The organism is Exiguobacterium sp. FSL W8-0210 (assembly GCF_038006045.1).
Taxonomy (GTDB): domain Bacteria; phylum Bacillota; class Bacilli; order Exiguobacteriales; family Exiguobacteriaceae; genus Exiguobacterium_A.
Genome location: NZ_JBBOUK010000001.1, coordinates 2,470,801 through 2,482,919, shown reverse-complemented (window position 1 = coordinate 2,482,919; position 12,119 = coordinate 2,470,801). Strand labels below are relative to the sequence as shown.

Here is a 12,119-nt window from a genome sequence, read left to right as displayed (position 1 = left end):
AAGGACTGATTGGATGGCAGGTATTCGACTGAGCGGTTTAGCAAGTGGAATTGATACAGAAACGATGATTAAACAATTGATGCAGGCGGAACGGGCACCGGTCGATCGTTTATCACAAAAGAAACAGACGCTGACATGGCAACGCGATGCTTACCGGGAGATGAACCGGGCGTTACTTGACTTCCGGACAGCGGCAAGCGATATGTTGTTATCGAAGAACTATCAATCAAAAACTGTCACCAGTTCCAATCCAACGGCGTTGACGGTAACAGCAAGTCCGGGGGCGTCAGCTGGCAGTGTGACGATTGATAGTATCGATCAGCTCGCGAGTACCGCTTCGGTAACCATGGTCGCAGCAAGTGGGAAAAAGAGTGACGCCACACTTGAAGAGAGTGGATTGTTCACGAAGGATGCGAATGGCAAAATTAACGTCCAAATCAATACATTCGATGCAACAGGTGTTGCAGTGACGGAAACTTTGCAGCTGGATGCAACACAAAAAATCTCAGATTTGACAGCGGCGATCAACGGTAAAACTAGTCTTGGTATGAACGCGGTCTTCAACGATTTAACAGGAAAACTCGTCTTAACGAAAACAAGTACCGGGAATTTAAATCCCGCAGGAGCAGACATTTCCATCGTTGATGCTTCGAATAACACCGCAAAGGTCAGTTCGCAGGACTTAACATTCGGTCGGGAAGGACAGAACGCCAAGTATACGATTGGTGGACAACAACTCGAACAGACGACGAATACGTTTACGCAGAACGGTTTGACGATCACGTTGAACAACGTCTCAACGACAGCGATGACGATTAATACGACGCTCGATACACAGAAAAACTTTGATTCGATCAAGAACTTCGTCGATAAATACAATGAAGTCATCGATAAAATGAACAAAAAGGTTCGTGAAGAAAAATATCGTGACTACCAACCATTGACGGATGCTCAACGTAAGGAACTGAGCGAGGATGAAGTCAAGAAGTGGGAAGAAAAAGCAATGAGTGGTGTGCTGAAGAACGATAGCTACTTACAGGACGGGCTGAATCAGTTCCGGAGTGCGATCTCGTCGAAAATCGATACCGGTTATTCGTACACGTCAGGAACAGATACGATTCAACTCCAGTACATGTCGCAAATCGGGATCACTTCAACGAGTGACTTCCGGGATGGTGGGAAGCTGAAAATCGATGAAACGAAATTGAAGAAGATGCTCGAAGAACAACCGGAAGGTGTCTATAAACTGTTTACAGCTGATGCCCCTGAACCGGCGAAGGATGCGCAAGGGAACACGATTCCAAATCCGAATGGACTTGATGGTTTTGTCCGTCAGATTCAAGGATTTGCGACGACACTCCGTGATAAGATTTCCGGTGTTGCCGGACGGGATGGAGCGGTTGCGACGACGTATCGACTCGGGAAATCACTCGCTGATCTCGATAAGAGCATGCTGTCATGGGAAGACAAGTTGAAACGAAAAGAAGACAGTTACTATCGCCGATTCGCGGCGATGGAACAAGCGATGAACCAAGCAAATAGTCAGTCTTCGACTCTCGCCGGCTATCTCGGACAAGGACAATAAAAAGGAGGAAACGCGATGAACCCTTATGCGACGTATCAAACGAACTCGGTAACGACAGCGTTACCTCAAGATTTAACACTGATGCTATACGAAGGTTTGATCAAATTCTCGATGCTTGCGAAACGAGCGATCGAACAGAAGATGATTGAACAAAAAAATACGAACATTCAAAAAGCACAAGCGATCATTACCGAATTGCAATTGACGTTGAATCAATCGATCGCCTTATCAAAGGATTTGAACAGTCTGTATGACTACATGCAAACACGGCTGATTGATGCCAACGTAAAAAATGATTTGGTTGCAATTGAAGAAGTGATCGGTTTCGCGGAAGAATTCCGCGAGACATGGAAAGAAGCGATGAAACTCGCACGGCAACGATGAGTCCGCTCGATCCGCTTCGCCTGAAAACGAAACGATTGATTGAACTGCTTAATCAAACGCCGAATGAAGAGACGTATGACGAATGGATTGAGAAGATTCAAGGTCTGCTGAACGAACGGGAAGCGTTCATCGCGGCACACTCGAATTTGCTAGCTGGTGCCAATCAAGCCGTCATCCAGGAACTCGTCGCTGATAGTCGGAAAATCGACTTGAAATTATCAGCAGAAACGGCTAAATTAGGGGTACAAATCAGTCAGTTGCGTCAGACGCAAACGAGTCGTAAATCGTACGTTGATCCGTACGAAGAAGTCGATCATAGTTTTTCACCGTATTTTGATTCTCGTCAGTAACTTTCTTGTGTGAGGGAGGGATCTTTCGTGACCAAGCGGGAAGACAAGAAGCGTCCTGTACCACAGCCGTATTTCCAATCGGACGGCTCGTACGATCAGTTCATTGAACCGGACGTCGAATCGGAATCATGGGAAGAGTTCGAACGCCCTGTCTCCGATGCACCGGATGCCTATGAAGAAGAAAAATATCGTCGTGAGTCGTAAGCTCATGAAAAATGCCCTGTCCACTTATTTGGACGGGGCATTTTGCCGTTCATTTAAAGCGGTAGGCGTTCTCTCTTCCTGTTTAACGGTATACATCGCTTCATCGGCGCGAATCAATAATAGACTCGTCGTTCGACCATCCTCCGGGTAACGAGCGATGCCAAGCGACGGTGTGACCTGCATCGCGGTCGAGTCAAAGAAAAACGGATCGTTTAAGCGAAGGAGGACGTTCTCGGCGTAGGTAATCGTCTCCGCGCGACTGCGAGCAGTGAAAAAAATCCTTGTTCCGTCTGATGACGAACAAGGATCAGTCCTGCTCTTGCACCCATTCCCAGTGGGTCCGTGCGTCTTTTTTGATTTTATCGGTCGCTGTCTTACTTTGGGACAAACGACTGTACCAGAGGCGAGCCGTATCTTTCTCTTTCGTCACAGCATATAGGTCTGCGATCCGCAATAGAAGGACGTCTTCCGGAATCCCACTCTCCTTGACGGACGTGTAGTTGTCGTATAAGAGTACATATTTTTCAATCGCTCGACTCGCCCAGAGTTGTTCTTCGTTCTGTTGACCAGTTAAGCGATGCAACCAGGACAGACGAACGCCGAGCATTGCTTGGATCGCTGGCTTCTGCTCCGTCACTTGAGCCGTGTAGAGACAAAGCTTATAAAGCTGAATTGCCTGCTCGATCGTCCGCTCCGTGCTAGCGAACGGCAATACGGGAAGCGTCGACAGGATGTGATTTTGCAAGGTCGCCCGAACGTCCGACGACAACTTTCCGAACGACTCGTGGAAGAAGAACCGACAATGGCTGCACTGAACCGGTTCATAGAGGTAGACGTTGACGCCTTGATGGCGGATGAAGCCATCAAAGTCAGTCGAGGCGACACGGATATGTCGCGACAGGACACGTTTCGTCTCCGTCGTCTTCAAGCAGTAGGGGCAGGTGCATTTTTTAAGATATAAGTCTGGCATGTGGGGGAACTCCTCTAATCTAGATTACACGAAGACGTTGACGAGCATTCCCTTGATCTCGCCAACTTGATCGAGGATATCAAGCCGGCGCGATTCGCCAGAGATGACCGTATTCGTCAACTGAAGGAGCTTCGCATCGACTTGCTCGACGACTTTATAGATCTTCGTCCGACCACGGCGGTTGAAGCCGCGCTTCTCTTCGAGTTGTTGTGATTGGTCGAGGGCATCTTTTAGGAAGTCCTTGATCTTTTCTTTATAGCTTTCGAGGTGCTCGATCGTCTGACTTTCAGCGAGCAGTTGCCCGTGTTCTTCGACGAGCGCGAGCTTTTGTTGCAAGCGCTCATAGCCTTTATGGTCGCGTTTCTCTTGCATCAAGGCAGAGAAGGTCGTCGACGCCTCGACTTCACGCGGACTGCCCTTTAAGGACTGGAGTCGTTGCGTTTCTTGGATGCGGCGGATATCCATCGGGTCTGCCTCCTTAATTGAGTAGTTGTAAGACGCCTTGCGGCAAGGCGTTCGCTTGAGCGATCATCGCCATCCCCGATTGGTTGAGGATATTATATTTCGCATATTCCATCATCTCACGTGCCATATCGGTGTCGCGAATCCGTGATTCCGACGCCGTCAAGTTCTCGACGCTGACGCTGAGGACGGAAGACGTCGCTTCGAACCGGTTCTGGATCGCCCCGAGTTGTGCCCGTTGCTGAGAGATCGTATCAATTGCTTTTGTATAATGGCTGATCGCATCATTTGCGTCCGTTGCCGTCATGACGCTAAGAGCATATTCGGGTGCGTCACCGCTCGGAAAATCAAGCGGACGAATCAAGGAATCGGTTTGTGTCGTTGAACTGACACCAATCGCAAGAGCTTGCATGTCGTTAATCGTGATCGAAATCCCTTCGTTTGCCCCAGCATTCGTTTGGATGAACAGCGCACTGTCGGCATCGTTGAACTTGCCGCTCAACAATTCTTTGCCGTTGAACTGGGTCGTCTTCGCGATCCGTGAGACCTCGTTCGTCAGCTGGTTGATTTCTTCTTGAATCGCTGTCCGGTCTTCCGTCGCGAGTGTTCCGTTCCCAGCTTGGACGGCGAGTTCGCGCATCCGTTGCAACAGGTTATGCGTCTCACTCAAACCACCTTCAGCCGTTTGAATCATCGAGACACCGTCAAGGACGTTCTGTTCTGCTTTATCAAGTGCCTTCAAGCGATTACGCATCTTCTCCGAGATCGCGAGACCGGCGGCATCATCCGCACCTCGATTGATTTTTTGACCGCTCGACAGTTTATCCATCGTCGTCTTGACGTTCGTCTGATTAATGCTGAGATTGCGATAAGCCTTTAACGCTTGGACGTTATTCGTGATTCTCATTCGTATTCCATCCCTTCGTATCGTTGATGATGTGCGGCGAGCACGAGTGGCCGATCGACGGTCTGTGCCGCTTGCCAAGTGACGCGTAAGTCTTCTGCCAGTTCGAGCAGTTCGTCTAAGACCTTTGGTGTTTTGTAGACCTGCAACGTCTGCTCGGCGAGGTAGTGGTAGAGCGCATCGAGCTGTGCGGTGATGATGCCACCGTCGTCATGCAGTCCTGCCTGCAGTTTGTCGAGTAACTGATAGGCTTTTTGTAAGCGTTCGTTGACTTCGTCAAAGCGGTTCGCGTCTCGCGCGAGAATGGCGCGATCGTATTGCAGGACGAGTCCCGTCAACATGACTTCCGTCAGCTGTTGTGGGGTCATCGCGTAAAGTTCTTGTTCTGTCATGTTTGTCGTCCTTTCGCGTTGTCGAGTTCTTCGATCAGTAAGAGCAATTCTGCCATCACGTCGTACAGTTGCGGGGGAATCGCTGTCCCGAGATCGAGATCAAGTAAATGACCGAGCAGAGACGTATCGTGTTCGATCGCGACACCGTTTGCTCGTGCTTCTTGTAAGATTCGATCAGCGGCTTGACCGCTGGCACGAGCGACGACGACCGGTGCTTGACCGGATGCTTCATCATAGCGGAGGACGGCAGCGGTCTTGCGTCCGGTTAAATCGATTTTCTGATACATAACGGTCTCTCCTTTTTAGATACGGTAGTCGTAGCCACGTGGCGTCTCGTCTTGCTTGACGGTCTCCGTCACTTGCTCGCGCGTGAAAGGACGGAACTGGATCCGGACGTCTTGGTAACCAGTCGCTTGTAAGGCGTCCGTCGTTCGGTCGAGGAACGGGGTCGCCAGTTGTTCAAGAACTGGGAAATCATTTTCAATCGTAATTTGCATCTTTCGGTTGACGGTCTCAACGCGGACACCGATTTCACCGAGGCGTGGAGTATTGAGCTGAACGTACAATGTGTTGTTTTCCCAGTCGATTACTTCGTCCGGACGTTTATTTTGCAAGTGAACGTGGAGTCCTGCCGTCGCTTCAATAAGTTGGACCGGTAGTGCGAGCAGAATTTGGTTCAACTGTTGCTGACTGTCCGGTTTATTAACTTGCTGTTGTGCTGCAAGGAATGTTTGCAATTTGGCAGCTTCCGGATTTGCTGCCAGCGTACTCAGTTTCAGTTCCGCCGTCTGAAGCTGAAGCGTCTTTTGGACGGTCTCTTGCAAAAGACGGGGGCTGTTCTGTTGCGGCTCATATGGCACGGCTTTTGTTGTGACTTGCGCTGGTATTGTTGGTGCTTGCGGCGGCAGTCCCTGCATCTCCGGTAAGTAAGTCGGACGAACGTTTGCTGGCGCATAGCGGAAGGCTTCGAACGCAACCCGGACTTCTTGTAAGACGGCTTTTGCTTCCGTTCCACGCCCGAGTAACGCCAGTTCCGCACCCCGTTCGAGTTTCGATAAAAAGTGGACTAGCTGTTTTTCATCCTTCATCGAGGTATGTAACAAAGCATCCGTTTGCTGGAAGACTTGTTTTAAGCGTTGCGCCGTACTCTCGATGACAGCGACCATCTGGGCCGGACGTGTCTCGACGAGCGGTTCGATCTGGCGAAGTTGGGAGACGATCGTTCGCTGTTGGCTCTTGAAATCATTCGTGATCTCAGCAAGCCGTGGCGTCACTTCGCGGACGAGCGTCAAGGCAGAGCGGACCGGTGCCGGTTGCCCTGTTACTGGTTCCGATTGACTTGCCCGTGCCGTCAGACCGATCAATTGCTCACGGACACTCGTCTTCGGTTCAAGCGGTGTTTGCGGGAAATAGGGCGCCAGTTGTTTACGGACCGTCTCGATCTCGCCTTGTTCGAGCGTTGCGACGAGTACCGGGCGTTTCTCTGCTGGTATGTGTTCAATGTATTGCCGGATATGTAGGGGTGACGCTGTCTCGATATCGCGTTGCGTCGGTAGCGTCACACGGGCGACGTCAAGGGCGACGGCTTTTTCGAACGTCGGTTGCTCCGTTAAGGCGTCGCGTTCCGGTAGGACGTCTCGATAGTCTTCCGTCGTCGCAAGGAGACTTGCGATCAAGACGTCGGCGTCAACGGGCAGTGCTGTATCCGGTCGCGATACGAGTTCGAGTGCTAAGTCCTTGTACGTTCCTTGCAGTGCCGTCACAAGCTGGGCGACGATTTCCGGTGTCTGCGGCAATTGACCGCTTGCGAGTAACTTCGCGACGGCTTGCTTCAGTTCAGCCGGTACACCTTCAAGCAAAGCGGGATTGACATTTGATGGAACAGACAGGACAGGTGGCGTTTCCGCATCTGGTGTCGCTGGTGTTAGTTGTTCAATCAGGTAACCTTCTGCTGTCTGTCCTTTGACCTTGAACTGGAAATCACCTGTCGGAACGTCGCCTGTGAAGGTCATCTCGATCTTATCCCGACCGACCTGGACGAGAGCCGTATGCGGACCAGTCTGCTCAAGGACCGTTCCTTTATAGGTCTTTGTGTCCAAAAGCGGCGTCTGACCAGGGGATTGTGCCGGACGTGCCGGATTCAATTGGATGTTCATCGAGAAGCCTCCTTGTTTTTTAAAACTGTCATCTCATTATATATCGGCAGAAACCAAAAAGGATTGAGCGAATTCATCGCCCAACCCTGATTTTTTTACGGTTACTCTTTAAGATTTGATTGCATTAAAGCGTTCCTCTAATGTCATCGCGTTCAATTGTTGATAACGAGCCATCAGCTCGCCAGTTGCTTTCATTTGGTTGCGGACGATGTAAGGAGAGGCGTTTACGGGAAGGATCATGCCATTACGAGTCTTGAGCTTCGTCTGTCCGTCTTCCTCGATGACTTCAGACATGTGGCTCCAAGCATACCACTCGCAATCATCACGTTTCGGTGATTTCGTTGGGAAAAACACGAGGCCAAGTGTCGGTTCAATGACGACTGGGACTTTTCCTTTTACAGATGCGACACGTTTTGCTGTCACGATGCGTTCCTCAATGGAACTGTTGTATTGCCTGCAGGAAAGCTGCAGTAGTTGATACGGTCGAAGCGGGGTCATGATGGTCGAGCCATCCTCGAGTACGATGATGGATTGCTTCATCATATCGTAGCACGGGAGAATCGCCACCGTCCGTTTCGTGATTCGATACTTTTCGTCATTATGGAATGGTCGCATTCGACTACATCCTCCTTAAGATAGGACAATGGATAAAATAGGTAATTACTAACGATATAATACAATAATACAACTGTAATGACAATGTAATTTTTTAAAATATAGAGCAATAAGTAGGGAATATTATTCATTTTTTAGAATGAATTCAAAGTAATCAGAATTTTTAATTGTCAATAATTCCTTCTTTTGATAGACTAAGCCGTAGAGAGCTTGCTCTCGAACTCTGGTTTGCGAAGGGAACGTGAATTCGAATGGAACAAGGTAAAGTAAAATGGTTTAATGCTGAAAAAGGTTATGGATTCATCGAAACGTCTGACGCGAAAGACGTATTCGTACACTTCTCAGCGATTCAAGTCGATGGTTATAAATCACTTGAAGAAGGCGAAGAAGTGGAATTTGAAATCGTTGAAGGCGATCGTGGTCCACAAGCTGCGAACGTTTCAAAGATCTAATCCAATAGCAGCCGCCACCGTTTTTAGGCTATTCGCCTAAAAGCGGTTTTTTGTTTTGAGTTCGATCAAAACGGGTATATACGTTAACATCAACATGCTTCAATATTATCGTACGCTAAGAACAGTAGCGAACGTTCATGAGAATGTCATTGTTCTCATGGTCTTCCTTCACTTATCGTGCTATAATAAAAACGAACCAAAGAATTTCGAATATTCAGAAGGAAACGACTGGAGCATCTCGAATTCATAGGTTCAACCGGTTACTTAAGGAGGAGTTTACATGATCTACAACATTCGCGGTGAAAACTTGGACGTCACAGATGCTCTCAAGGATTACGTCGAGAAAAAGCTTGAAAAGTTAACTCGTTATTTTACAACTCCTACGGAAGCGCAAACGGCTTATGTCAATCTCAAAGTCAATAATGAGAAACAAAAAGTCGAAGTAACGATTCCAATGCCAAACCTCTTGCTCCGTGCTGAGGATGTCAATGGCGATATGTATGCAGCAATCGACCTCGTCGTCGATAAGCTCGAACGTCAGATCCGGAAACACAAAACGAAATTGAACCGGAGAGGGCGCGCTAAAGAAGGCGGCATCGGAGAGTACTTCAAAACGCTCGAAGGACCGGAAGCGGAAGCGCCAGTCTATGAAGAGGACGAGGCAGAACTCGAAGTCGTTCGGACGAAGCGTTTCACACTCAAACCAATGGACACGGAAGAAGCGATTCTTCAGATGGACATGCTCGGACACGCATTCTTCGTCTTCTCAGACGCAGAAACGGGCAACACGAACGTCGTCTACCGTCGTAAGGATGGTCGTTACGGTTTGATTGAACCAGAATAATGAATGCAACAGGGACTCGCTCTTACGGGCGAGTCCCTTTTTGATATGATGGAAAACTATTTCTAAACAAGGTACGTTTGCTCTACGACAAAAGACCGAGACCGCTACTTGGTCCGCTTGTTGAAATTTGACGTCGTATTCGGTACACTGAATAAAGGAAAAATCTCGGAATTCTGTTCGTTCAAAGAATCGTTCGAAGTAAGGGGACTGTAAGGCATGGCTAATTTTCTAAAAGAATTATTTGCACCAACGAAACGTGTCCTGAAGAAAGCCGAAAAAGCAGCAGACGCTGTAGAAGCGCTCGAGACACAAATCGGTGCGTTATCGGATCAAGAACTGGAAGGAAAAGTCGTTGAATTCCGTGAGCGTCTCGCTAACGGAGAAGACTTAGATGATATTTTACCGGAAGCCTTCGCGGTCTGTCGCGAAGTGTCAACACGCGTTCTCGGCATGCGCCACTACCGCGTTCAGTTGATTGGTGGATATGTCCTGCACAATGGGGACATCGCCGAAATGAAGACCGGGGAAGGTAAGACGCTTGTTGCAACACTCCCTGTCTATTTGAATGCTCTCGCTGGCAACGGCGTCCACGTCGTTACCGTCAACGAATATCTCGCAAAACGTGACCGTGACATCATGGAGCCGCTTTATGCAGCACTTGGTCTCTCGGTCGGCTTGAACCTCTCTAGCATGTCGCGTCAGGAAAAACAAGCAGCATACAGCTGTGACATCACGTACGGAACGAACAACGAGTTCGGTTTCGACTACTTGCGTGACAACATGGTCCTTTATAAAGAAGACCGTGTTCAACGACCGCTCCATTACGCTGTCGTCGATGAAGTCGACTCGATTCTCGTCGATGAAGCGCGGACACCGCTCATCATCTCAGGATCGGCCGAGAAATCGACAGCGCTCTATTCGCAAGCCGATGCGTTCGCGAAAATCATGAAGGCAGATGAAGACTACACGGTCGACATCAAGACGAAGAGTGTTCTGTTGACGGAGCAAGGAATCGACCGTGCTGAAAAATACTTCGGTATTGATAACTTGTTTGGTCTCGAACACGTCGCGCTCAACCATCACTTAAGCCTCGCACTGCGGGCGAACGCCGTCATGCATCGCGACGTCGACTATATGGTTCGCGAAGACGAAGTCATGATCATCGACCAATTCACAGGTCGTGTCATGGAAGGTCGTCGTTATTCGGAAGGTCTGCACCAAGCGATCGAAGCGAAGGAAGGCGTCGAGATTCAACGCGAATCCATGACCCTTGCGACGATCACGTACCAAAACTTCTTCCGGATGTATACGAAGCTTGCCGGAATGACCGGTACAGCGAAGACGGAGGAAGAAGAGTTCCGTAACATCTACAACATGCACGTCGTACCGGTTCCGACGAACAAGCCGGTCGTCCGAAACGATATGCCGGACTTGATCTTCAAGACGATGAACGGGAAGTTTGCTGCTGTCGCAGACGAAATCGAACGTGCCCACCGTGAAGGACAACCAGTCCTCGTCGGTACGGTTGCTGTCGAGACGTCGGAGTTGCTCAGTAACATCCTCAAAAAACGTGGCATCCGTCACGAAGTCTTGAACGCGAAGAACCACGCACGTGAAGCGGAAATCATCGAGAATGCGGGTCAAGCGAACTCGGTCACGATCGCAACGAACATGGCTGGTCGTGGTACCGACATCAAGCTCGGTCAAGGTGTCTTAGAAAAAGGTGGTCTCTACATCCTTGGGACAGAACGTCACGAATCACGCCGTATCGATAACCAGCTCCGTGGTCGTGCCGGTCGTCAAGGGGATCCAGGTGCATCACAATTCTATCTCTCACTTGAAGATGAATTGATGCGTCGCTTTGGTTCTGATTCGCTGCAGTCGATGATGGATCGTCTCGGAATGGATGATTCGCAACCGATCGAGAGCCGGATGGTGTCTCGTGCCGTTGAATCGGCTCAAAAACGCGTCGAAGGAAATAACTTTGATGCGCGGAAACAAGTCCTCGGCTACGATAACGTCATGGCAGATCAACGGAAAGTCATGTACGCGGACCGGGCAGCGATTCTCGATGCCGGTTCCGTTTCAGATATCGTCCGTCCGATGATCGAGCAGACGATCGAAGCAGGCGTCCATCAGTACACGCCGGTCGAGTTCGTACCGGAAGAATGGAGCATCGGTGCACTTGCGGAGTGGGCAAACCAGACACTTGCAATCGAAGAGAAGGTCACGGAAAGCGACCTCTTCGGAAAAGAACGCGAAGAGATCATCGAGTTGCTCAAAGAGCGCACATTCGCGCACTACGAGCACAAACGGTCAGAAGTCCCAGCAGAAGCATTCGATGAGTTCGAAAAAGTCATCGTCCTGCGTGCCGTTGACCAACACTGGATGAACCACATCGATCAAATGGATCAACTCCGTGAAGGGATTCACCTTCGGGCATACGGTCAAAACGACCCGCTCCGTGAATACCAATCGGAAGGTTCGATGATGTTTGATGCGATGAACGCTGCGATCGCTGAAGAAGTGACACAATTCGTCCTTCGGGCGGATCTCGACCCGAACCTCAAACGCGAAAAAGTCGTTCAAGACGAAGTCGCCGTTTCGGGTAAGGAAGACAAAGCGGTCAAGAAAAAACCGGTCCGGAAAAATCCAAACGACCAAATCGGACGCAATGATCCGTGCTGGTGTGGATCTGGTAAGAAATATAAGAACTGTCACGGCCGTCAGGCATAAGTGATGAATCGACTGAAAGAGAGGCAGGAGATTCCTGCCTCTTTTCACGGAAAGAGAAGGTGGAA

At 49.5% G+C, this 12,119-nt stretch carries 15 protein-coding genes; 7 read left to right on the top strand and 8 right to left on the bottom strand.

Going from position 1 to position 12,119, the window contains the following annotated elements; translation table 11 throughout:
• Nucleotides 1–13: 13 nt before the first annotated feature.
• Genes fliD through MKY22_RS12970 form a run of 4 tightly spaced genes read left to right on the top strand, consistent with a single transcriptional unit; the run spans nt 14 to nt 2,523 of the window.
• Nucleotides 14–1,585, top strand: a complete 1,572-nt coding sequence (gene fliD / locus MKY22_RS12985; RefSeq protein ID WP_341089029.1) for a flagellar filament capping protein FliD — start codon at nt 14–16, stop codon at nt 1,583–1,585.
• 15 nt (nt 1,586–1,600) lie between these two features.
• Nucleotides 1,601–1,969 carry a flagellar export chaperone FliS gene (gene fliS, locus MKY22_RS12980; RefSeq protein ID WP_050678720.1) on the top strand — a complete coding sequence of 123 codons (369 nt, stop codon included), beginning with the start codon at nt 1,601–1,603 and terminating at the stop codon, nt 1,967–1,969.
• Nucleotides 1,933–2,319 (top strand): hypothetical protein, encoded by a 387-nt coding sequence (locus MKY22_RS12975; protein WP_244989004.1) that lies wholly within the window; start codon nt 1,933–1,935, stop codon nt 2,317–2,319. The genes fliS and MKY22_RS12975 overlap by 37 nt, the downstream gene beginning before the upstream one ends.
• A 27-nt stretch (nt 2,320–2,346) precedes the next feature.
• Nucleotides 2,347–2,523 carry a hypothetical protein gene (locus MKY22_RS12970; protein WP_169738097.1) on the top strand — a complete coding sequence of 59 codons (177 nt, stop codon included), beginning with the start codon at nt 2,347–2,349 and terminating at the stop codon, nt 2,521–2,523.
• Nucleotides 2,524–2,547: 24 nt separating this feature from the next.
• Here the strand turns inward: MKY22_RS12970 and MKY22_RS12965 are convergent, their stop codons facing one another.
• From MKY22_RS12965 to MKY22_RS12930, 8 genes are all read right to left on the bottom strand, one after another.
• Nucleotides 2,548–2,769 carry a diguanylate cyclase domain-containing protein gene (locus MKY22_RS12965; RefSeq protein ID WP_341090142.1) on the bottom strand — a complete coding sequence of 74 codons (222 nt, stop codon included), beginning with the start codon at nt 2,767–2,769 and terminating at the stop codon, nt 2,548–2,550.
• A 61-nt stretch (nt 2,770–2,830) separates the two neighbouring features.
• Nucleotides 2,831–3,493: a DUF2225 domain-containing protein gene (locus tag MKY22_RS12960; protein WP_341089026.1), complete on the bottom strand. Its 663-nt coding sequence runs from the start codon at nt 3,491–3,493 to the stop codon at nt 2,831–2,833.
• Nucleotides 3,494–3,517: 24 nt separating this feature from the next.
• Nucleotides 3,518–3,958: a YaaR family protein gene (locus MKY22_RS12955; RefSeq protein WP_035410049.1), complete on the bottom strand. Its 441-nt coding sequence runs from the start codon at nt 3,956–3,958 to the stop codon at nt 3,518–3,520.
• 13 nt (nt 3,959–3,971) lie between these two features.
• Nucleotides 3,972–4,862 carry a flagellin N-terminal helical domain-containing protein gene (locus MKY22_RS12950; RefSeq protein ID WP_341089022.1) on the bottom strand — a complete coding sequence of 297 codons (891 nt, stop codon included), beginning with the start codon at nt 4,860–4,862 and terminating at the stop codon, nt 3,972–3,974.
• A complete protein-coding gene (locus MKY22_RS12945) occupies nt 4,859–5,251 on the bottom strand; it encodes a flagellar export chaperone FliS (protein WP_341089020.1) in 393 nt (130 codons plus the stop codon). Before MKY22_RS12945 ends, MKY22_RS12950 begins: the two co-directional genes overlap by 4 nt.
• Entirely contained in the window at nt 5,248–5,538 is a 291-nt protein-coding gene (locus tag MKY22_RS12940) for an EscU/YscU/HrcU family type III secretion system export apparatus switch protein (protein WP_029342503.1), read from the bottom strand. Before MKY22_RS12940 ends, MKY22_RS12945 begins: the two co-directional genes overlap by 4 nt.
• A gap of 15 nt (nt 5,539–5,553) precedes the next feature.
• On the bottom strand, nt 5,554–7,407 hold the full coding sequence (locus tag MKY22_RS12935; protein ID WP_341089018.1) for a hypothetical protein: 1,854 nt from the start codon (nt 7,405–7,407) through the stop codon (nt 5,554–5,556).
• 108 nt (nt 7,408–7,515) lie between these two features.
• Nucleotides 7,516–8,022, bottom strand: a complete 507-nt coding sequence (locus MKY22_RS12930) for a competence protein ComK (protein WP_029342501.1) — start codon at nt 8,020–8,022, stop codon at nt 7,516–7,518.
• Between the two features lie 251 nt (nt 8,023–8,273).
• On the opposite strand from MKY22_RS12930, the gene MKY22_RS12925 reads away from it, so the two are divergent.
• The 3 genes from MKY22_RS12925 (at nt 8,274) to secA (ending at nt 12,054) form a co-directional block, all read left to right on the top strand.
• Nucleotides 8,274–8,474 (top strand): cold shock domain-containing protein, encoded by a 201-nt coding sequence (locus MKY22_RS12925; protein ID WP_023469248.1) that lies wholly within the window; start codon nt 8,274–8,276, stop codon nt 8,472–8,474.
• A 280-nt stretch (nt 8,475–8,754) separates the two neighbouring features.
• Nucleotides 8,755–9,318 (top strand): ribosome hibernation-promoting factor, HPF/YfiA family, encoded by a 564-nt coding sequence (gene hpf, locus MKY22_RS12920; protein ID WP_341089015.1) that lies wholly within the window; start codon nt 8,755–8,757, stop codon nt 9,316–9,318.
• A 216-nt stretch (nt 9,319–9,534) separates the two neighbouring features.
• Nucleotides 9,535–12,054 (top strand): preprotein translocase subunit SecA, encoded by a 2,520-nt coding sequence (gene secA, locus MKY22_RS12915; protein WP_341089012.1) that lies wholly within the window; start codon nt 9,535–9,537, stop codon nt 12,052–12,054.
• Nucleotides 12,055–12,119 lie beyond the last annotated feature (65 nt).

What these genes read in the sequence shown, in the direction of transcription:
- MKY22_RS12960 (WP_341089026.1), bottom strand. Translation starts at nt 3,493, where the DNA reads ATGCCAGACTTATATCTTAAAAAATGCACCTGCCCCTACTGCTTGAAG.
- MKY22_RS12950 (WP_341089022.1), bottom strand. Translation starts at nt 4,862, where the DNA reads ATGAGAATCACGAATAACGTCCAAGCGTTAAAGGCTTATCGCAATCTC.
- MKY22_RS12945 (WP_341089020.1), bottom strand. Translation starts at nt 5,251, where the DNA reads ATGACAGAACAAGAACTTTACGCGATGACCCCACAACAGCTGACGGAA.
- MKY22_RS12925 (WP_023469248.1), top strand. Translation starts at nt 8,274, where the DNA reads ATGGAACAAGGTAAAGTAAAATGGTTTAATGCTGAAAAAGGTTATGGA.
- MKY22_RS12955 (WP_035410049.1), bottom strand. Translation starts at nt 3,958, where the DNA reads ATGGATATCCGCCGCATCCAAGAAACGCAACGACTCCAGTCCTTAAAG.
- MKY22_RS12930 (WP_029342501.1), bottom strand. Translation starts at nt 8,022, where the DNA reads ATGCGACCATTCCATAATGACGAAAAGTATCGAATCACGAAACGGACG.
- hpf (WP_341089015.1), top strand. Translation starts at nt 8,755, where the DNA reads ATGATCTACAACATTCGCGGTGAAAACTTGGACGTCACAGATGCTCTC.
- fliS (WP_050678720.1), top strand. Translation starts at nt 1,601, where the DNA reads ATGAACCCTTATGCGACGTATCAAACGAACTCGGTAACGACAGCGTTA.
- fliD (WP_341089029.1), top strand. Translation starts at nt 14, where the DNA reads ATGGCAGGTATTCGACTGAGCGGTTTAGCAAGTGGAATTGATACAGAA.
- MKY22_RS12940 (WP_029342503.1), bottom strand. Translation starts at nt 5,538, where the DNA reads ATGTATCAGAAAATCGATTTAACCGGACGCAAGACCGCTGCCGTCCTC.
- MKY22_RS12975 (WP_244989004.1), top strand. Translation starts at nt 1,933, where the DNA reads ATGGAAAGAAGCGATGAAACTCGCACGGCAACGATGAGTCCGCTCGAT.
- secA (WP_341089012.1), top strand. Translation starts at nt 9,535, where the DNA reads ATGGCTAATTTTCTAAAAGAATTATTTGCACCAACGAAACGTGTCCTG.
- MKY22_RS12935 (WP_341089018.1), bottom strand. Translation starts at nt 7,407, where the DNA reads ATGAACATCCAATTGAATCCGGCACGTCCGGCACAATCCCCTGGTCAG.